We start from the raw sequence: 19,425 nt of genomic DNA, 5'->3' as shown, positions 1-19,425 counted from the left end.
ATCAACATCCTGGAGCGAGACGGGGACCCCGATATCTCCCTGTTCACCCAGCACACACGGGTGAAGCAGATCCTCCAGGAACGCACCGATCGCCAACGGTCCGGACTGCCCTTGGACCAGGACTCCAACACCCGGCTCTGCCGCTGCGGAGAGCGAAATATCCGACCAACGCTCAACTCTGAGCAATAAGTAGGAAGCAGCCACCGCATGAACCTCGACCTGCTCACCGCCGTCACGATCTTCGCCCTGAGTGTCCTCGTCGGCTACGAGGTGATCAGCAAGGTCCCCGCGACCCTGCACACCCCGCTGATGTCGGGCGCCAACTCCATCCACGGCGTCGTCCTGATCGGCGCCATGCTGATCACCGCCAGCGCCAACAGCTTCGCCGAGTACGCCGTCGCCTTCGTCGCCGTCGCCTTCGGCGCCATGAACGTGGTCGGCGGCTACGCCGTCACCGACCGGATGCTCGACATGTTCCGCGCCCGGCCCGCCGGGCCCAAGGCCGCCGAGCGGGAGAGGAAGACGTCATGAGCACCACGGAGACCACCGCCCGGTACGTGCTGCTGGCCGCCGCCTGCTGCTTCGTCCTCGGCCTGCACCTGATGAACTCCCCAGCCACCGCCCGGCGCGGCAACACCCTCTCCGCCGCGGCCATGGCCGCCGCCGTCGCCGCCACCGCCGCGCTGCTCGTCGACGCCGACGCCATCACCGCCACCGGCTGGATCGTGCTGCTGACCGCCGCGGCGCTCGGCTCCGCCGCCGGCCTGTACGCCGCCCGCACCGTCCAGATGACGGCGATGCCGCAGCTCGTCAGCCTCTTCAACGCGGTCGGCGGCGGCGCGGCGGCCCTGCTCGCCGTCGACCACCTGATCCAGGTCCACGACCCTGACGCGCTCGCCTCCCGCTTCACGATCCCCGGAGCGCTGGACATCGTCATCGGCGCGGTCACCTTCTCCGGCTCCCTGGTCGCCGCGGGCAAGCTCCAGGGCGTGGTGCCCGGCCGCCCGATCGTCTTCCGCGGCGCCCGCGCCGTCAACGTCGCCCTGGCGGTGGCCTTCGTCGCCGGCGGCGCGTGGCTGGTGGCCGACCCCGGCAGCGTGCCGGCGCTGCTGGTGCTGCTGGCGGCCGGGCTGGCGTTCGGTGTCACCATGGTGCTGCCGATCGGCGGCGCGGACATGCCCGTCGTCATCTCGCTGCTGAACGCCTTCACCGGCACCGCCGTCGCCATGGCCGGCTTCGTGCTCGACGAGCCCGCCCTGATCATCGCCGGCGCCCTGGTCGGCGCCTCCGGCGGCATCCTCACCAAGCTGATGGCCGACGCGATGAACCGCTCCATCCCCGCCATCGTCGTCGGCGGCTTCGGCACCGGCGACGAGGCGCAGGCCGCGGGGGCCGAGGCCGCCGCCCAGGTCCGCTCGGTCACCGCCGACGACGTGGCCATCCAGCTCGCCTACGCCGGCAAGGTCATCGTGGTGCCCGGCTACGGCCTGGCCGCCGCGCAGGCCCAGCACGAGCTGGGCGAGCTGGCGGAGCTGCTGGCCGAGCGCGGGGTGGACGTCAGCTACGCCATCCACCCGGTCGCCGGCCGGATGCCCGGCCACATGAACGTGCTGCTGGCCGAGGCCAACGTGCCCTACCCGCTGCTGCGCGAGATGGAGGACATCAACTCCGAGTTCCCGCAGGCCGACGTCGCCCTCGTCATCGGCGCCAACGACGTGACCAACCCGGCGGCCCGGCGGCCGGGCAACGCGATCTCAGGCATGCCGATCCTGGACGTCGACCGCGCCCGGAGCATCGTGGTCGTCAAGCGCTCCATGGGCCACGGCTACGCCGGGATCGACAACGAGCTGTACGCGGACCCGAAGACGGGGATGCTCTTCGCCGACGCGAAACACGCGCTGGCCGAACTGACGGCGGCGGTACGGACGTTCGTCACCTAGGAGGCCGTCGGCCACCCGCACCACGCCGGGGCTTGAGGTGACCGATAATTTCCGGAAGGCTTCCGGACGATGGTGCCGGAAGGTGATTGAGCCGCCATGAGCAGGTCAATACTCCGTAACGGAGGGATTCGATGAATGGCCGTGGCGGTGGCGGAGTTGGCCTCTGACCTGCTGCCGCCCGCCGTACCGGGCGCTTCCGAAACGTTTCCGGGTCCCCGGTGCCGGCGTCGCTCGGCACGGAGGGCGCGTGGCGTGCTTCCGAGCGCCTCGGTGCTACCCCGGCGCGCGGGCCGCAAGGCTCTTGACGGGCACCCTCGGTAGTCAGACAATCCGACGGAGCCATGGAAAGGCGGCTCCTGACCGACGGATGGGCGGACGTCATGGGTGGTACGGGACTTGAGGCGGGCCGGACCGCGCCTCGTGCCGTGCTCCGCCTCCGCCTGCTGACCTCCCGTCGCCACATCGATCTGCTGCGGGTGTGCAGCGCGATCAGTCCGCGGCGCTGAACCGGACGTCGAGCCTTCCTGCGTCTCCGCACGTCTCCGTCCGCTTCCACGTCTGCCTCCTGTCCTGTTCGCTTCCCGCGATCCCTCTCCCCCTTCTTCTCCTCTCCCTCTCCCTGCACGACGTTTCGAAGGAGAGCCCATGTCAGGCACGCCGCAGAACGCCGCACACGCCTTCCGGGGCAGAATCGGCCCCGACGCCAGCAGCGGCTTCTACGCCGCCCCGCACCGGTATCACCTCTTTCTCACGCTGTCCTGTCCGGACTGTCTGCGGATAGCGATCACCTACGACCTGCTCCGCCTGCACGAGCGCGTGAGCCTCACCCTGCTGCCCGCCATACCCGACGAGGGCGGCGGAGCCGCCGGCGCCGGCGGATACGCCGCGCTGCGCCCGGCGTACGAGGCGACCGAGCACCACGCCACGGGCCCGGCCGCGGCCCCGGTGCTGGCCGACCGCTGGACCGGGCGGATCGTCAGCAACCACCCGCCGCACATCATGCGGGACCTGGCCGCCCGCTTCGGCGGCGACGGGCCCGAGCTGTACCCGACCGAGCTGGCCGACGACATCGGCATGGTCGCCGAGCTGTGCGAACAGGGCGTCAGCGAGGCCGCGCAGCGCGCCGGGCAGGCGGCCCCGGCCAGCGACCGGGAGCGGGAACGCGCCCTGGACACGCTGCTGACGGTGATGTGCGCGCTGGAGGACCGGCTCGCCAGCGGGCGGCCGTACCTCCTCGGGCACGCGCTCACCGCCGCCGACGTGCACCTGTGGGTGGCGCTGGTGCAGCTCGACACCGTGCACCGCTGGCACCTGGACGCCGACGCCGTCCACCGGGTCGCCGCGCATCCCCGGCTGTGGGCGTACGCCCACCGGATGCTCGCCGAGCCCGCCTTCCGGCGGCGGCTTCGGCTGGCCGACATCACCGAGCGGCACCACCACGAGTGCCAGGGGCTGGAAGCGGCGGGGGCCGCCGTCCAGATCATCGACTGGACCACCTCGGGCGTGCCCGACCCGGCGCCGCATCACCGCTGACCGGGCGTCACTCCGGGCCCGTCAGCCCGCCCGGTGCCCGAACGGCAGCCCCTCCCAGGGCAGTTCGCGCGCCTCGGGGTCGGAGCGGCGCTGCGCGCGCGCCCGGCCGGCGGGGGCGGGCAGCACCTCGGCGGGCCTCTCGCCCAGGCGTTCCATCCAGGCGAGCAACGCCGCGCGCAGCCGGTCGGCCACGGCCCGGTGCGAGTCGAGCCCGGCGAGGTTGTCCAGCTCGTACGGGTCGGCGGCGAGGTCGTACAGCTCGGTCTCGACGTAGCGCGGGGCGTCCGCGTCGTGCCACGGGTCGGCCTCGCCCTCGGGCGCGGCCACCGCGTACTTCCACCGGGTGGTGCGCACCGCCCGCCCCACCTGCGACTCGCTGATCTGGATGAACACCTCCTCGGGACGCCCGGGGTCCTCGCCGCCGCCCAGCAGCGGCAGGAAGGAGCGGCCCTGCACCCCCTCGGGCACCGGCACCCCGGCGGCCTCCATCAGCGTCGGCACCAGGTCCACGGTGCTCACCGGATGCCGGATCCGGCCGCCGCCTGTGAAGCCGGGGCCGGTAAGCGCCAGCGGCACCCGCACCGAGGAGTCGTGCGCCGAGCGCTTGTACTCGGCGTTGCGGGTGCGGAAGTGCGAGCCGTGGTCGGCGGTGTAGGCCAGGATGGTGCGCTCGTCGATGTCGAGGCTGCGCAGCGCGTCCCGCAGCCGCCCGATTCCCTCGTCCACGCGCTTGATCTGGCCGAGGTAGCCGCCCAGGTGCCGCAGCGCCCCGCCCTGGGGCGCGCCGGGGCTGAGCGCCGCCAGGTCCGGCGGCAGCCAGCGCCCGGCGTATCGCTCGCGGTAGCCCTCGGGCGCGGGGTAGTCGTCGGTGGCGTTCTGGTGGTGCGGCTCCAGCAGCGACAGGAAGAGGAGGAAGGGCCGGTCGTGGTGGTCGGCGGCGAAGCGGATCGCCGCGTCGATCAGCGCGTCGGAGCGGTAGCCCGGCAGCCGCACGGCCCGCCCCTCCTCGTCGTACAGCACGGTGCGGTAGGCGTCGGAGGTGAACTCCAGCAGCTCGCTGGCCAGCCACCGCTGGTAGCCGGCGCGCCGCTGGGGCGGCACCGGCCCCGCACCCTCGCCCGGGCCCTGCCCGGCCAGGTGCCACTTGCCGATGTAGCCGGTGGCGTATCCGGCCTCGGCGAAGGAGCGCGCCAGGGTGGGGACGTCCTCCGGCAGCGGCAGTCCGTTGCGGTGCACCCCGGTGGCGGTGGGCCAGCGGCCGGTCTGCAGCGCCGCCCGGGCCGGGGCGCACACCGGCTGTGGGGTGATGGCGTGCTCCACCAGGGTGCCGGCGCGCGCGATCCGGTCGAACTCCGGGGTGACACCGGCGGGGTTGCCGTGCACGCCGGCGGTGTCCCAGCGCTGCTGGTCGGTCAGGACGACGATGACGTGGGGGTGGGTGCGGGGGTGCGGGTGGCTGGTGCTCATGGAGCGGGATTCTCCCAGGGGCTACCGGGCGGCGGCACTGGTCGCGGCGCCGGAGGGCTCGCCGAAGGACGGCGCGGGGATGTCGGTGGGCTCCAGCAGGACGCTCTCGCGCCCGTCGACGCCCTCCGCCACCGTGCCGTCGATGGTGATCCGGCGCAGCGTGCGCGTGTGGTCGTCGGAGTCGTCCACGCCGTAGTGCTGGGTGGCGCGGTTGTCCCACAGCGCGACGTCGCCCGAACGCCACTGCCAGCGCACGGTGTTCTCCGGGCGCTCGATGTGGCTCTGGAACAGCTCGAACAGCAGCCGCGAGTCCTTCGGCCCCACACCCGCGATCCGCTGCACGAAGTTGCCGAGCAGCAGGGTGCGTTCCCCGGTCTCGGGGTGGACGCGCACCACCGGGTGCTCGGTGCGGAACCGCGTGGAGACGAACACCTTGTAGTAGCGGTCGAGCTGCTCGCCGTCGGCCCCCGGGTGGGCGGCGGCGTAGTCGAACTCGTTGGAGTGCACGGCGCGCAGCCCGTCGGCGAGGACGCGCAGCGACTCGGGCAGCTTGGCGTAGGCGGCCGCGGTGTTGGCCCACAGCGTGTTGCCGCCGTAGGGCGGGACGGTCACGGCGCGCAGGATCGAGAACGCGGGGTAGGCGGGCACGAAGGTGACGTCGGTGTGCCACTGGTTGGCGCGGCCGCCGTGCTCGGAGTCGATGGGGAAGGCGTACCGCCCGTCGGCCGACGGCACGGTGGGGTGGGCGACGGGCGTGCCGAGCAGGCGGCCGAACGCCTCGTGGCGCTCCTCGTCGAGGTGCTCCTGACCCCGGAAGAAGATCACCTTGTGCCGCAGCACGGCCGCCCGGATGGCGGCGACGGTCTCCGGCGGCAGGTCCCCGCCGAGGCGTACGCCCTCGATCACGGCGCCGATCCGGCCGCCGAGGCGGGTGGTGGGCAGGGGAGTGGCGGGCTCGGTGGCTGCGGTGGGTGCGGTGGTCATGGTGGTGCCTTTCGCCGCGGGATTCGTCTCGCAGCGAGAGAAATCCTCGCGGTGCCGGGGCGTCAACACGCTTTCCGCCGCCCCACCGCCCGTTCGGTGCTTGAATCGGCGTCCTGAGCACGGCGATTGCGCCGTGCGGCACCGCCCGAATGTTCACGCAAACGAAAAGTCACGTCAAAAAGCCGTCACCGCCCGCGAGCGCGGACGGCACGAGGGGAGCCGCGCGATGAGCATGCCGTTCGCAGGCCCGGGAGCGCCCGCCGTGGGCGACGGGCGCCGGGACGCCAACGCCGCCGCCGTACTGCGCGCCGTCCTCGACCACGGCCCGCTGGCCCGCAGCCGCATCGCCCGGCTCTCCGGGCTCAGCTCCGCCGCCGTCTCCCGCCAGTACCTGGGGCTGGCCCGCCTCGGGCTGGTGCGCGAACGCCCCGAGCTGACGGTGGCCGGCGCGGTCGGGCGCCCGCAGGTGCCGGTGGACATCGACACCGACGGCCCGCTCGTGGGCGGCCTGCACCTCGGCGTGCCCTTGGCCACCCACTGCCTGCTCGACCTGCGGGGCCGGGTGGTGGCGCGCGGCCAGACCCGCTACGCCGGGCTGAGCGCCGAGGCGGCGGTGCGGGCCGCGGCCGGGCCGCTGCCCGCCTTCCTCGCCGAACGCGCCCAGGGCCGGCGGGTGCTCGGCTTCGGCGCGGTCATCGGCGGCTGGGTCGACCCGGAGGAGGGCAGCGTCGTGCGCCACCACCAGCTCCGCATGGACCGGCTGCCGCTGCGCGCCGCCCTGGAGCGGGCGTTGGGGCTGCCGGTGCGGGTGGACAACCACGCCCGCGCCATCGCCCAGTCCGAGATCCTCTTCGGCCGCCCGGCCGCCCGCCGCAGCCTGGTCCACCTCTTCGTCGGGAACGTGGTGGACGCCGCCGTCGGCATCGCCGGGGTGGTCCACCGCGGCCCCCGCTCCGCCGCCGGGGACGTGGCCCACCTGCCGGTGGCCGATGGGGGAGAGAGCGGCGGGGACGGGGAGGACGGCGCGCGCTGCGGCTGCGGGCGCGCCGGCTGCCTGGAGGCGTTGGCGGGCGACGCCGCGCTGTGCGAGCGCGCGGTGCGCGAGGGCATCATCCCCGAGCCCTCGGTGATGCTGCTGGTGGACGCCGCCGCGACCGGGGACCGGCGCGCCGACCGGCTGCTGCGGCGGCGGGCCCGGCTGGTGGGGCGGGCGGCGGCGCTGCTGACCGACGTGCTCAACCCCGAGGTGATCGTCGTCACGGAGACCTCCAGCATGCTCAACGCCGAATACCTCGCCGTGATGGGCGCCGAGCTGGCCGAGCGCTCGCACGTCTGCGACGACCCGGGACGCCTGGTCGGCCCGCACGCCGGGCCCGCGGTGCTGCCCGTCGCGGGCGGCACCCCGGCGCTGGCCGCGCTCTACCGCAGCCCGCTGCGGGCGGCGTCGGGCGGGGCATCGGATTCGGACGGATGTTGACCGAAGCGGAACGTTCCTGTCAGGCTTGCTCACGTGAAACACGATCTGCGCCTTGTGTCCCGCAGGCACGTCGACCTCCGTCGGCAGGCCAGCGCGATCTGTGCCGCGCGGATCCCCTCCCGCCCGTGCTGACGCGTTGATGCGCCGTTCCGGCTGATCCGCTCGCCCTTTCCCGGCGTTTCCCCTCCTCAGGCTCCTCAACCTCCCGACTCCGCTTCCGCCGCGCACCCCCGCATGCGCGGGTCATCACGATCACCGAGGCACACTCATGGAATCGTTTCCTACTTCTCCTATCGGAATTGCCAGGCGCGGCATGCTGCGCGCCGCCGGCGCCGGCTCCCTGCTGCTGACGCTCGCCGCCTGCCGCTCCGCCGCCCAGCACAGCGAGGGCGCCTCGGACTCCGCCACCCCCCAGCGCGGCGGCACGCTCACCATCGCCCACCACGTCGACTTCACCCCCGCGCTGCTGTTCACCCAGAGCGCCATGAACCTCCTGCAGCGGCTGGTGTTCAACACCCTCACTCGCTACGACGACAACCTGGAGCCCCAGCCGGAACTCGCCGAGTCCTGGGACGTCAGCGAGGACGGCACCCGCGTCACCTTCCGGCTGCGCCAGGGCGTGAGCTACCACGACGGGCGGGCGTTCACCGCCGACGACGTGGTCTTCGCCATCGAGAACCTCACCAACCCCGAGCGTTCCGCCCAGCTCCGCTCCACCGCCGAGGCCATCACCGGCATCGACAAGCGCGGCGACCACGAGGTCCGCCTCACCCTCGACCACCCGGTCAGCAACCTCTTCGACCTGTTCGAGTTCATGATCATCCCCGACCGGAACACCATCGAGCAGGCCGTCACCGGCGACCGGCTCAACGGCACCGGCCCCTTCCGGCTCGACGAGTGGCGCCCCGGCTCCGGCCTCGCCCTCTCCCGCAACGACGCCTACTGGCGCCCGGACCGCCCCTACCTCGACGGCGTCGAGATCCGCGTCATCACCCAGTCCGACTCCCTCGTCTCCTCCCTGCGCACCGGCCAGTCGCAGCTCGCCGTCGGCGAGGCCGTCGCCGGCCGCGACGCCGCCCGCCTGGAGAACGACGCGCAGTTCCGGATCACCACCTACGACATCGGCGGCGGCTGCTCCTACGTCGGCGCCAACGTCGCCGTCGAACCCACCAACGACAAGCGGGTCCGGCAGGCCGTCGCCTGGGCGCTGGACCGCGAACGCGTCGTCGAACAGGCCAAGGGCGGCTACGGCCTGCCCAGCGCCTCGCCCTGGCCGGAGTCCTCCCCGGCGTTCAGCGATACCCACCGCACCCACTACACCCACGACCCCGACCGCGCCCGCGCCCTGCTCCGCGAGGCGGGCCACGACAGCCTCAGCCTGCCGCTGGGCTACACCGCCGTGCCCGCCACCCAGACCATCGCCGAGATGGTCCAGTACGACCTCCAGCAGGTCGGCATCGACGTCCGGCTGGAGCCCTACGACTCCGCCGCCGCCCAGCAGCGCCTCATCGCCGGCGAGATGCCCGCGCTGTGGACCATGAGCCACGGCTTCGCCCAGGTCACGCCCTCCACCCTCGCCGTCAGCGCCTACCCCTTCAACGAGGCCCACAACACCTCGCACTTCAGCTCCGAGGAGTACACCGATCTCGTGCAGGACGCCTGGCGCCGCACCGACCCGGGCGACGACACCTCCCTCGGCCTCTACCGGCGGATATCCGAACTCCTCCTCGACGAGGCGTTCATCATCGACATCTGCGTGAACGCCAACGTCCAGGTCGCCAGCACGCGGCTGCACGGCGCGAGCATCAACAAGTTCAGCTACCTCACCCTCGACGACGCCTACCTCGCGTGACCGCCATGCGTACCTACCTCCTCAAACGCGTCCCCTCCGCCCTGCTGGTGCTGCTGCTCGCCTCCTTCGCGATCTTCCTCATCCTGCGGCTCATCCCCGGCGACCCGGCCGCCATCCTCGCCGGCCCCGACGCCTCACCCGACACCGTCGAGGCCATCCGCCACGGCCTGGGCCTGGAAGAGCCCGTCGTCACCCAGTACGCCGCCTGGCTCGGCGACCTGCTGCGCGGCGACCTCGGCCCCTCCTACACCATCGGCGGCGACGTCGCCGAGCTCATCGGCAACGGCCTCGGCGCCACGGCCGAACTCGCCCTCGGCGCGTGGCTGTTCGTCGTCGTCCTCGGCCTGGCCGCCGGCGTCCTCGGCGCCACCTCCCGCCGCCGCCCCGTCCGCGCCGCCGTCCGCGTCTTCACCACCGGCTCGCCCTGGCCGTGCCGCCCTTCGTCACCGGCGTCGTCCTCGTCCTCGTCTTCGCCGTCGGCCTCGGCTGGCTGCCCTCCGGCGGCCACCTGTCCATCCTCGAAGCGCCCGACCTCGGCGCCCAGTACCTGCTGATGCCCGCGTTCTGCCTCGCCCTCCCCAGCGCCGCCGTCCTCGGCCGCTACCTCCAGGACGGCCTGGAACGCGCCCTGGCCGAGGACTACGTGCGCACCGCCACCGCGCTCGGCGTCCCCCGCCGCCGCATCATCTGGCGCCACGCCCTGCCCAACGCCCTGCCGCCCGCCCTCACCGTCCTCGGCATGCAGACCGGCCACCTGCTCGGCGGCGCCATCCTCGTCGAGGCCATCTTCGCCTGGCCCGGCCTCGGCCAGCTCGCCCAGCAGGGCGTCGTCTCCCGCGACTACCCCGTGGTGCAGGCCCTCCTGCTGCTCCTCGTCGCGGTCTTCGTCGTCATCCAGCTCCTCACCGACATCGCCTACGCCCTGCTCGACCCCCGCATCCGGTGGGAGTGACGCCATGACCAGCACAACGACCAGCAAAACCACCAGCACAACGACCAGCACAACCGCCATCACCGCGCGTGCGGCGCGCGCCCGCAACCCCTATCTCGCCGGTCTGCTCTCCCCGCGCGGCCTCACCGGCCTCGCCCTCGTCGGCGTCATTGCCCTGGCCGGGCTCCTCGCCCCCCTCCTCGCCTCCCACGACCCGACCGCGCAGAGCAACGACGCCCTGCTCGGCCCCGGCGCCCCCGGCCACCTCCTCGGCACCGACGACGTCGGCCGCGACCTGCTCAGCCGCGTCCTGTACGGCATCCGCACCGACCTGTCGATCATCCTCATCGCCGTCCCCGTCGCCGCCCTCGCCGGCACCCTCCTCGCCCTGCTCTCCACCGCCTCACGCGCCACCGACGTCGTCGTGCAGCGCCTCTTCGACCTGGTGCTGGCGTTCCCGGGCCTGATCCTCGCCCTCGCCATCACCGCGATCATGGGCCCCGGCTACTGGCCCGTCATCATCGTCATCGCCCTCGCCGAGGCCCCCGGCTTCGGGCGCGTGCTGCGCGGCGGCATCCTCGTCCAGCGCGAACGCGAATACGCCGTCGCCGCCCGCGCCGGCGGCTCCTCCGCCGCCCGCGTGCTGATCCGGCACGTGCTGCCCAACGCCGTCGACCCGGTCGTCGTCCAACTCGCGGTCTCCCTCCCCGTCGCCGTCTTCATCGAGGGCGCCATGAGCTTCCTCGGCGTGGGCGTCCGCCCCCCGGACCCCACCCTCGGCAGCGTCCTCAGCCAGGCCATGCCCTACCTCTCCGACCACCCGCACCTCGCCGCCGCCCCACTGATCGCGGTGACCGGGCTCGTCCTCGGCTTCACCCTCGTCGCGGAGGCCCTGAACAGGGGGATACGCCGATGACTCCGGCCCTTGACGTCACCGACCTGCGCGTGGAATTCACCACCGCCCACGGCCCCGTGCGCGCCGTGGACGGCGTCAGCCTCCGCCTCGCGCCCGGCGAAACCCTCGGCATCGTCGGCGAGTCCGGCTCCGGGAAGTCCACCACCGCCCTCGCCCTGATGCGGATGCTGCCCGGCACCGGCCGCATCACCGGCGGCACGGTCCGCCTCGGCGACCTCGACCTCACCGCCGCCGACCCACCGCGGCTGCGCGCCGCGCGCGGCGCCCGCGTCTCGATGATCTTCCAGGACCCGATGACCGCCCTCAACCCGGTGCTGTCCATCGGCCGCCACCTTCAGGAGGCGCTGCGCGCCCACGGCCGCCCCTCGCGCGCCCGCGCCCTCGAACTCCTCGACCTCGTCGGCATCCCCGACCCCGCGCGCCGCATCGGCGACTACCCGCACCAGTTCTCCGGCGGCCAGCGGCAGCGCATCGTGATTGCCCTGGCCCTGGCCAACGAGCCGGAGGTGCTGCTCGCCGACGAGCCGACCACGGCGCTGGACGCCACCGTCCAGGACCAGATCCTCAGCCTCCTGGACCGCCTCAACCGCGAGACGGGCACGGCGATCCTGCTCATCACCCACAACATGGGCGTCGTCGCCCGCTCCTGCCGCCGGTTGCTCGTGATGTACGGCGGCCGCGTCGTCGAGGAGGGCCTCACCGAGCGCGTCCTCGCTCACCCCCGCCACCCCTACACGGCAGGCCTCCTCGCCGCCGTCCCCCGCCTCGACACCCCCTCCGGCACCCGCCTCACCGCCATCCCCGGCGCCCCGCCCGCTCGCCTGGACCGCACACCGGGCTGCGCCTTCGCGCCGCGCTGCGCGCTCGCCGAGGACCGCTGCGGGGCGGCGCCGCCGCTGGTGGCGACGGCGGACGGCACACGGACGGCCTGCTGGGTGACCGGCCAGGGCTCCGCCCCGGACCCCGCCGGAAGCCCCGCCCCCGGGCCCCTGGCCGCCCACATCCCGGCACCCCACCCGGGGCTGGGCGCCGCCGTCACCATCCCCCTCCAGGGAGGGGGTGGGGGAGGGCCCACCCCTCTCCTCGCCGTCACCGGTTTGCGCAAGACCTTCCCCCGTCGCGGCCACCGCCTGCGGAGCGACCCGCTCGTCGCGCTGGACGGCGTCGACCTCACCCTCACCGCGGGCGAAACCCTCGGCCTCGTCGGCGAGTCCGGCAGCGGCAAGTCGACGCTCGCCCGCACCCTCATCCACGTCCACCCCGCCACCGCCGGCGGCATCCGCTTCCGCGGCCAGGACGTCACCACGCCCACCCGCGCCGCCCTCAAGGAGCTTCGCCGCGAGGTGCAGATGGTCTTCCAGGACCCCTACGCCTCCCTCAACCCCCGCATGACGGTCGGCCAGATCATCGCCGAGCCGCTCATCGCCCACCGGATCGGCGACGACGCCGCCGCACGCAGCCGCCGGGTCGCCGACCTCCTGAAGCAGGTCGGCCTCGACCCGGAGGCCGCCGCCCGCTTCCCCCGCGACTTCTCCGGCGGCCAGCGGCAGCGCATCGGCATCGCCCGCGCCCTCGCGCCCAAGCCCGCCGTGCTCATCTGCGACGAGCCGGTCTCCGCCCTCGACGTCTCCGTGCAGGCCCAGATCATCAACCTCCTCACCGACCTCCAGCAGAGCCTCGGCCTGGCCATGATCTTCATCGCCCACGACCTCGCCGTGGTCCGCCAGGTCAGCCACCGCATCGCCGTGATGCGCGCCGGCCGCATCGTGGAGACCGGAGACGCCGACGAGGTCTGCGAACGCCCGCGCCACGACTACACCCGCGCGCTGCTGGCCGCGGCCCCCGTGCCCGACCCGGCCGTCGAGGCCGACCGCCGCCGCCGCGGCGACGCCCTCGCGAAGGCCGCCGCCTCATGACCGGCAACGCCTGCTGCGGACCACGGCGCGAGAAGACCGGACAGCGGCCCCCGCTCCTCCACCTCGCCGCGCCCCGACGCCCCTCACCGGCCGCGCGGAAGCCGCGCGAGCAGGTGACCCTCCCCGGCGGCGTCTTCGCCATGGGCGACGCCTTCGCCGAGGGCTACCACGCCGACGCCGAACGCCCCGTCCGCGAGGTCCGCGTCAGGCCCTTCCGCATCGACGCCACCGCCGTCACCAACGCCGACTTCGCGGCGTTCGCCGACGCCACCGGCTACACCACCGAGGCCGAACGCTTCGGCAGCTCCTACGTCTTCCACCTCCTCCTCGCGCCCGGCGCCGAGGCCGCCGTGCTCGGCCGCTTGCCGCAGGCCCCGTGGTGGCTCGGCGTGCGCGGCGCGAGCTGGCGCGCCCCCGAGGGCCCCGGGTCCGGCGTGGACGACCGGCCCGACCACCCGGTCGTCCACGTCTCCCACAACGACGCCCTCGCCTACTGCGCCTGGGCCGGGACCCGGCTGCCCACCGAGGCCGAGTGGGAGTACGCCGCGCGCGGCGGCGCCGAGGGCCTGCGCTACCCCTGGGGCAACGAACTCACGCCCGGCGGCCGCGAGATGTGCAACATCTGGCGCGGGACGTTCCCCACGCGATCCTCCCGGCCCGGCGGCCGCACCGGCACCGTGCCGGTCACGGCGTACGAGCCGAACGGATTCGGCCTCCACAACGTCTCCGGCAACGTCTGGGAGTGGTGCGCCGACTGGTTCGCCCCGGGCGAGAGGCTCATCCGCGGCGGCTCCTACCTCTGCCACGCCTCCTACTGCAACCGCTACCGCGTGGCCGCCCGCTCCCACAACACCCCGGACTCCTCCACCGGCCACGGCGGATTCCGCTGCGCCACCGACCTGCCCCACTCCTCCCCACAGGAAGGAACCCGCCCTTGAAGGCCGTGATGGTGATGTTCGACAGCCTCAACCGGCACATGCTCCCGCCCTACGGCGCCGAGTGGACGCACGCCCCCAACTTCAGCCGCCTCGCCGCCCGCACCGTCACCTTCGACGCCTGCTACGCCGGGTCCCTGCCGTGCATGCCGGCCCGCCGCGAACTCCACACCGGCCGCCACAACTTCCTCCACCGCGGCTGGGGCCCGCTGGAGCCCTTCGACGACTCCATGCCCGAACTCCTCAAGCGGCACGGCGTCCACACCCACCTCGTCACCGACCACCAGCACTACTTCGAGGACGGCGGCGCCACCTACCACACCCGCTACAGCACCTGGGAGTTCTTCCGAGGCCAGGAGGGCGACCCCTGGAAGGGCCAGGTCCGTGACCCCCGCCCACCGCGCGGCGGCGACCTGCACGCCACCCGCAACGCCCTCTACCGCCAGGACCTCGTCAACCGCCAGCACCTGGACGCCGAGGAGAAGCAGCCGCAGACCCTCACCTTCGACGCGGGCCTGGAGTTCCTCGCCACCAACCACGCCCACACCAACTGGTTCCTCCAGATCGAGACCTTCGACCCCCACGAGCCGTTCTTCACCCACCAGCGGTACAAGGACCTCTACCAGCACGACTACGACGGCCCCCACTTCGACTGGCCCGACTACGCCCGCGTCACCGAGACCGACGAGCAGGCCGCCCACGCCCGCTACGAGTACGCCGCGCTGCTGTCCATGTGCGACCACTCCCTCGGCCGCGTCCTCGACGCCTTCGACGAGTACGCGCTGTGGGACGACACCCTGCTCGTCGTCTGCACCGACCACGGCTTCCTCCTCGGCGAGAAGGGCTGGTGGGCCAAGGTCGTCCAGCCCTGGTACAACGAGCTGGCCCACACCCCCCTCTTCGTCCACGACCCCTGGCTGCCCCACCGCGACGGCACCCGCCACGCCGGGCTCGTGCAGACCATCGACATCGCCCCCACCCTGCTGGAGTTCTTCGGCGTCCCCCGCACCCCCGACATGCGCGGCCGCCCGCTCCGCGACGCCGTCGAACCCGACGACGCCCCCGGCCAGCCGCTGCGCGACGCCGCCCTCTTCGGCATCTTCGGCGGCCACGTCAACGTCACCGACGGCCGCTACGTCTACATGCGGGCCTGCGCGGGCGAGGACAACCAGCCGCTGTTCGAGCACACCCTCATGCCCACCCGCATCCGGGGCCGCTTCACCCCCGCGGAGCTCGCCGACGCCGAGCTGGTGCCGGCCGAGGCGTTCCCCTTCACCAAGGGCACCCCGACCCTCCGGATCCCCGCCGCCACCGCCCCGTTCCTGTCGCCCGCGCGCTTCGGCAGCCTCCTGTTCGACCTGGCCACCGACCCGGACCAGGAGCACCCCATCGCCGACGACGCCACCGAGCTGCGCATGATCCGGCTGCTGGTCGGGGCGTTGCGCGAGCACGACGCGCCCATCAGCCAGTACGAACGCCTCGGCGTGCCGCGGGACCCCGACGAGGTCGGCGAGGAACACCTGCTCGTCGCCGCCCAGCGCGCCACCGCCGACGCCGCCCGCCTGCCCGCCCCCCGCTCCGACGACTTCCCCGCCGGCCGCCTGAACCTGCGCACCCCGCTCACCGAGCTCCTCGCCGAGCCGCTGGCCGCCGACGCCGTACGCCGCCACCTGCCGGGACTGCTGGACTCCGAGCTCCTCACCGTGCGCGGCGGCGGCTCCCTGCTGCAACTCGCCGGCGCCACCGGCGGCGCCGGAGGCCTGGGCCGCGGGCGCCTGGCCGCCCTCGCCGAGGAGCTGGCCCACCTCTTCCCCACCCGCGAGGACAACCCGCTCCTCGCCCCGGAACACCCCGTGAGGAGCACGCCATGACGCCCCCGCCCCACCGACGCGACCCCTACGACGGCTTCCCCGGCACCGTCGGCCGCACCTTCGCCGAGTCGACCCCCGCCTGGCCGGCGCCGCGCCGCGCCCCCGAGCGGGCGCCGAACATCCTCGTCGTCCTCGTCGACGACATGGGCTACAGCGACATCGGCCCCTTCGGCTCCGAGATCCCCACCCCCACGCTCGACGCCCTCGCCGCCGGCGGCCTGACCCTCACCAACTACCACACCATGCCGCTGTGCTCCCCGGCCCGCGCCGCCCTGCTCACCGGCCTCAACCCGCACCGCGTCGGCTACGCCATGGTCGCCAACGCCGACCCCGGCTTCCCCGGCTACGGCATGGAGATCGCCGACGACATCCCCACCCTCGCCGAGACCCTCCACGACGCGGGCTACGCCACCTACGCCGTCGGCAAGTGGCACCTGGCCCGCGACTCCGCCTCCAACGCCGCCGACGACCGCCGCAACTGGCCGCTGCGGAAGGGCTTCGACCAGTACTACGGCGTTCTCGAAGGGCTCACCAGCCTCTTCCACCCCCACCAGCTCGTCCGCGACAACACCCCCCTGGACATCGACGCCTTCCCCGAGGGCTACTACTACACCGACGACATCACCGACCGGGCCATCGCCATGGTCAAGTCCCTGCGCGCCCACGACGCCGACAAGCCGTTCCTGCTCTACCTCGCGCACAACGCCGTCCACGGCCCGCTCCAGGCCAGGCCCGAGGACATCGCCCGCCACCGCGGCCGCTACGACGACGGCTGGGACCGGCTGCGCGCCCACCGCTTCGCCCGCCAGCTCGCCGCCGGCCTCTTCCCGCCCGGCACCGCCCTGCCGCCCCGCAACCACGAGGCCGGGCACGAGGTCGGCCCCTGGGAGGAGCTGGGCGAGGACCGGCAGCGGCTCTACGCCCGCTACATGGAGGTCTACGCGGCGATGGTGCAGAACATCGACGCCAACCTCGGCCGCCTCCTCGGCACCCTGGAGGCCCTCGGCGACCTCGACAACACCATCGTCGTCTTCACCTCCGACAACGGCGGCACCGGCGAGGGCGGCGCCGAGGGCACCCGCAGCTACTTCAGCCGCTTCGTGCACCACCCCCGCCTGCCCGAGGACTGGGTCCCCGACGTGGACCGCGACCCCGGGCTGATCGGCGGCCCGCGCACCCTCGTCCACTACCCGCGCGGCTGGGGCATGGCCTCCAACACCCCCTTCCGCCTCTACAAGGGCCAGACCTACGCCGGCGGCGTGCGCGTGCCGTTCGTCATCTCCTGGCCCGCCGGGCTGCGCCGACCCGCCGGGGACGACGGCATCCGCCACCAGTACCAGTACGTCACCGACATCGCCCCCACCCTTCTCGCCCTGGCCGGCGTCGAGCGCCCCGCCGAGCGCCACGGCCACCCCGTCGAGGAGCCGGACGGCGTCAGCTTCGGCCCCGTCCTCGCCGACCCCTCCGCCCCCAGCACCCACCCCGAGCAGTACTGCGAGATGACCGGCAACCGCAGCTACTACCGCGACGGCCTCAAGCTCGTCACCCTCCACCGCCCCGGCGCGCCCTACGACGACGGCGAGTGGGCGCTGTACGACATCCGCACCGATCCGACCGAGACCACCGACCTCGCCGCCGAACGCCCCGGCGACGTCAAGGAGCTGGCCGCCGCCTGGGAGGCCGCCGCCTGGCGCGACGGCGTCTTCCCGCTCGCCGACGCCAGCGGCGCCCTCGCCCTGCGCAACCCCGCCGAGCAGCGCCTCACCCGCCCCCTCACCCTGCTGCCCGGCACGCCCGAGCTGGAGCGCTACCGCTCCTCCCGCCTCATCGCCTTCCGCTCCTTCGCCATCACCGTCGCCCTCGCCCACCACGGCCCCGGCGACGCCGGCGTGCTCGTCTCCCACGGCGACCAGGGCGGCGGCTACGCCCTCTACGTCGCCGAGGACGGCCGCCTGCGCCTCGTCTACAACGAGTACGGCGCGCTGCACGACGCCGACGCCGGCCCGCTGCCCCCCGGCCCGCACACCGTCGAGGTGGCCGCCACCGCCCTGCCCGGCATCCGCTGGTCCTTCGACATCGCGGTCGACGGCGTACCCGCCGGGCGCCTCGCCGCCGTCCACCAGCTCATCGGCATGGCGCCGTTCCAGGGCATCAGCGTCGGCATCGACCGCAAGTCCCCCGTCTCCTGGCCCCTCCACGAGCGGCACGGCGCCTTCCGCTACACCGGCTCGCTCGCCTCGGTCACCTACACCCCCGGCGAGCCCGCGCCCTACGACCCCCAGCTCATCGCCCGGACCCTGCGGGAGGCCGCCGCGGCCTACGAGTAGCGGCGGGCGGGGCCGGGGGTCTTGACGCACCTATCACATTCCTCAACACTCTCGCACTGTTACGACCAGGTCTCGCCGCGATGTCCGCGCCGTCGCGTCACCCCCCACACCGGCAGGAGAACCCCGATGCCCCGCCTCCTCCCCACCCTCCCCGCACTCCGCAGGAGAACACCCTTCGCCCTGGTGGCGCTGCTCCTCGCGGCCCTCCTCACCGGCCAGCTCGCCTCCGCGGCCAGCGGCGACCCCAGCCACGCCCCCAAGCCCGGTCCCAGGCCGGTCCAGCAGGAGTACGCGGGCTACCTCTTCACGTACTTCACCGGCGAGGGCACCGCCGACGGCGAACAGGTCTACTTCGCCCTCAGCGAGGGCAACGATCCCCTCCACTGGCAGGAGCTCAACGGCGGCGCGCCCGTGCTGACCTCGAACGTGGGCGACCAGGGCGTGCGCGACCCGTTCATCATCCGCTCGCCCGAGGGCGACCGCTTCTACATGATCGCCACCGACCTCCGGATCTACGGCAACGGCGACTGGGACGGCGCGCAGCGCCACGGCAGCAAGTCCATCGTGGTGTGGGAGTCCACCGACCTGGTCAACTGGTCCGCCCCCCGCCTGGCGGAGGTCTCGCCCGACACGGCAGGCAACACCTGGGCGCCCGAGGCGTACTACGACGAGACGCTCGGCGCGTACGTCGTCTTCTGGGCCTCCAAGATCTACGCCGAGGACGACCCCGACCACACCGGCACCACCCACAACCGCATGATGTACGCCACCACCGAGGACTTCGTCACCTTCAGCGAGGCGCAGGTCTGGAACGACCCCGGCTACGCGGTGATCGACTCCACCCTCATCAAGGACGGCAACACCTACCACCGCTTCACCAAGGACGAGCGCGGCCAGGGCGAGAGCCCCTGCGGGAAGTTCATCGCCCAGGAGACCGCCACCGACATCCTCGACTCCTCCTACGACCTGGTCGCCGACTGCGTCGGCTCCGGCAGCATCAGCCAGGGGGAGGGGCCGCTGATCTTCAAGTCCAACACCGAGGAGAAGTGGCACCTCTTCATCGACGAGTTCGGCGGCCGCGGCTACGTGCCCTTCGAGACCACCGACCTCGACTCGGGCCAGTGGACCGTCTCGGCCGACTACGCCCTGCCCGCCAACCCGCGCCACGGCACGGTGCTGCCGCTGACGCAGGAGGAGTACGACCGCGTGGCCGCGGCGTTCTAGCGTCTGGCACCCCGGCGGGCACGCCCGCACCACCGTCCGCCGGACCGGCCCG

Annotated in this window: 14 protein-coding genes and 2 pseudogenes; 13 read left to right on the top strand and 3 right to left on the bottom strand. The window is 73.5% G+C overall.

Annotated features, from left to right (window positions below; translation table 11 throughout):
• On the bottom strand, positions 1 to 204 hold a 204-nt coding region (locus ACTWQH_RS23785; RefSeq protein ID WP_443288746.1), incomplete at its 3' end, for a hypothetical protein.
• Positions 205 to 207: 3 nt separating this feature from the next.
• On the opposite strand from ACTWQH_RS23785, the gene ACTWQH_RS23780 reads away from it, so the two are divergent.
• The 3 genes from ACTWQH_RS23780 (at position 208) to ACTWQH_RS23770 (ending at position 3,473) form a co-directional block, all read left to right on the top strand.
• Positions 208 to 531: an NAD(P) transhydrogenase subunit alpha gene (locus ACTWQH_RS23780; RefSeq protein ID WP_443288745.1), complete on the top strand. Its 324-nt coding sequence runs from the start codon at positions 208 to 210 to the stop codon at positions 529 to 531.
• On the top strand, positions 528 to 1,940 hold the full coding sequence (locus tag ACTWQH_RS23775; protein ID WP_443288744.1) for an NAD(P)(+) transhydrogenase (Re/Si-specific) subunit beta: 1,413 nt from the start codon (positions 528 to 530) through the stop codon (positions 1,938 to 1,940). Before ACTWQH_RS23780 ends, ACTWQH_RS23775 begins: the two co-directional genes overlap by 4 nt.
• Positions 1,941 to 2,585: 645 nt before the next feature.
• On the top strand, positions 2,586 to 3,473 hold the full coding sequence (locus ACTWQH_RS23770; RefSeq protein WP_443288743.1) for a glutathione S-transferase C-terminal domain-containing protein: 888 nt from the start codon (positions 2,586 to 2,588) through the stop codon (positions 3,471 to 3,473).
• 21 nt (positions 3,474 to 3,494) lie between these two features.
• Here the strand turns inward: ACTWQH_RS23770 and ACTWQH_RS23765 are convergent, their stop codons facing one another.
• Positions 3,495 to 4,940 carry a sulfatase-like hydrolase/transferase gene (locus tag ACTWQH_RS23765; protein ID WP_443288742.1) on the bottom strand — a complete coding sequence of 482 codons (1,446 nt, stop codon included), beginning with the start codon at positions 4,938 to 4,940 and terminating at the stop codon, positions 3,495 to 3,497.
• A 21-nt stretch (positions 4,941 to 4,961) separates the two neighbouring features.
• Positions 4,962 to 5,924: a TauD/TfdA dioxygenase family protein gene (locus tag ACTWQH_RS23760; RefSeq protein WP_443288741.1), complete on the bottom strand. Its 963-nt coding sequence runs from the start codon at positions 5,922 to 5,924 to the stop codon at positions 4,962 to 4,964.
• A gap of 226 nt (positions 5,925 to 6,150) precedes the next feature.
• Between ACTWQH_RS23760 and ACTWQH_RS23755 the strand changes: the two genes are divergently transcribed.
• The 10 genes and pseudogenes from ACTWQH_RS23755 to ACTWQH_RS23710 all read left to right on the top strand — a co-directional run.
• Positions 6,151 to 7,401, top strand: coding sequence for an ROK family protein (locus tag ACTWQH_RS23755; protein WP_443288740.1), 1,251 nt, complete (start codon positions 6,151 to 6,153; stop codon positions 7,399 to 7,401).
• Between the two features lie 33 nt (positions 7,402 to 7,434).
• Positions 7,435 to 7,533, top strand: a complete 99-nt coding sequence (locus ACTWQH_RS23750) for a putative leader peptide (RefSeq protein ID WP_443288739.1) — start codon at positions 7,435 to 7,437, stop codon at positions 7,531 to 7,533.
• A gap of 181 nt (positions 7,534 to 7,714) precedes the next feature.
• The gene (locus tag ACTWQH_RS23745) at positions 7,715 to 9,253 is read left to right on the top strand and encodes an ABC transporter substrate-binding protein (RefSeq protein WP_443288738.1); all 1,539 of its coding nucleotides are present in this window, start codon (positions 7,715 to 7,717) and stop codon (positions 9,251 to 9,253) included.
• A gap of 5 nt (positions 9,254 to 9,258) precedes the next feature.
• Positions 9,259 to 10,205 (top strand): annotated as a pseudogene (locus ACTWQH_RS23740) (ABC transporter permease).
• A gap of 4 nt (positions 10,206 to 10,209) precedes the next feature.
• A complete protein-coding gene (locus ACTWQH_RS23735; protein ID WP_443288737.1) occupies positions 10,210 to 11,100 on the top strand; it encodes an ABC transporter permease in 891 nt (296 codons plus the stop codon).
• Positions 11,097 to 13,016, top strand: a complete 1,920-nt coding sequence (locus ACTWQH_RS23730) for an ABC transporter ATP-binding protein (protein WP_443288736.1) — start codon at positions 11,097 to 11,099, stop codon at positions 13,014 to 13,016. Before ACTWQH_RS23735 ends, ACTWQH_RS23730 begins: the two co-directional genes overlap by 4 nt.
• Complete coding sequence (locus tag ACTWQH_RS23725) at positions 13,013 to 13,954, top strand: formylglycine-generating enzyme family protein (protein WP_443288735.1); 942 nt, start codon at positions 13,013 to 13,015, stop codon at positions 13,952 to 13,954. Before ACTWQH_RS23730 ends, ACTWQH_RS23725 begins: the two co-directional genes overlap by 4 nt.
• A 5-nt stretch (positions 13,955 to 13,959) precedes the next feature.
• Positions 13,960 to 15,822, top strand: coding sequence for a sulfatase (locus ACTWQH_RS23720; protein WP_443288750.1), 1,863 nt, complete (start codon positions 13,960 to 13,962; stop codon positions 15,820 to 15,822).
• Complete coding sequence (locus tag ACTWQH_RS23715; RefSeq protein WP_443288734.1) at positions 15,819 to 18,149, top strand: arylsulfatase; 2,331 nt, start codon at positions 15,819 to 15,821, stop codon at positions 18,147 to 18,149. The genes ACTWQH_RS23720 and ACTWQH_RS23715 overlap by 4 nt, the downstream gene beginning before the upstream one ends.
• A gap of 126 nt (positions 18,150 to 18,275) precedes the next feature.
• Positions 18,276 to 19,370 (top strand): annotated as a pseudogene (locus ACTWQH_RS23710) (glycoside hydrolase family 43 protein); the annotation flags it as partial.
• Positions 19,371 to 19,425: the final 55 nt, after the last annotated feature.

The organism is Streptomyces sp. 6N223 (genome assembly GCF_052246635.1).
GTDB lineage: Bacteria > Actinomycetota > Actinomycetes > Streptomycetales > Streptomycetaceae > Streptomyces.
Note: the sequence above shows the minus strand (reverse complement) of the source record. Positions and strands in the feature narration are given on the sequence as shown.

Excerpts from the sequence above, each read along its gene's own strand:
- ACTWQH_RS23765 (WP_443288742.1), bottom strand. The coding sequence starts at position 4,940 with ATGAGCACCAGCCACCCGCACCCCCGCACCCACCCCCACGTCATCGTC.
- ACTWQH_RS23775 (WP_443288744.1), top strand. The coding sequence starts at position 528 with ATGAGCACCACGGAGACCACCGCCCGGTACGTGCTGCTGGCCGCCGCC.
- ACTWQH_RS23760 (WP_443288741.1), bottom strand. The coding sequence starts at position 5,924 with ATGACCACCGCACCCACCGCAGCCACCGAGCCCGCCACTCCCCTGCCC.
- ACTWQH_RS23725 (WP_443288735.1), top strand. The coding sequence starts at position 13,013 with ATGACCGGCAACGCCTGCTGCGGACCACGGCGCGAGAAGACCGGACAG.
- ACTWQH_RS23745 (WP_443288738.1), top strand. The coding sequence starts at position 7,715 with ATGCTGCGCGCCGCCGGCGCCGGCTCCCTGCTGCTGACGCTCGCCGCC.
- ACTWQH_RS23780 (WP_443288745.1), top strand. The coding sequence starts at position 208 with ATGAACCTCGACCTGCTCACCGCCGTCACGATCTTCGCCCTGAGTGTC.
- ACTWQH_RS23770 (WP_443288743.1), top strand. The coding sequence starts at position 2,586 with ATGTCAGGCACGCCGCAGAACGCCGCACACGCCTTCCGGGGCAGAATC.
- ACTWQH_RS23755 (WP_443288740.1), top strand. The coding sequence starts at position 6,151 with ATGAGCATGCCGTTCGCAGGCCCGGGAGCGCCCGCCGTGGGCGACGGG.
- ACTWQH_RS23735 (WP_443288737.1), top strand. The coding sequence starts at position 10,210 with ATGACCAGCACAACGACCAGCAAAACCACCAGCACAACGACCAGCACA.
- ACTWQH_RS23715 (WP_443288734.1), top strand. The coding sequence starts at position 15,819 with ATGACGCCCCCGCCCCACCGACGCGACCCCTACGACGGCTTCCCCGGC.
- ACTWQH_RS23730 (WP_443288736.1), top strand. The coding sequence starts at position 11,097 with ATGACTCCGGCCCTTGACGTCACCGACCTGCGCGTGGAATTCACCACC.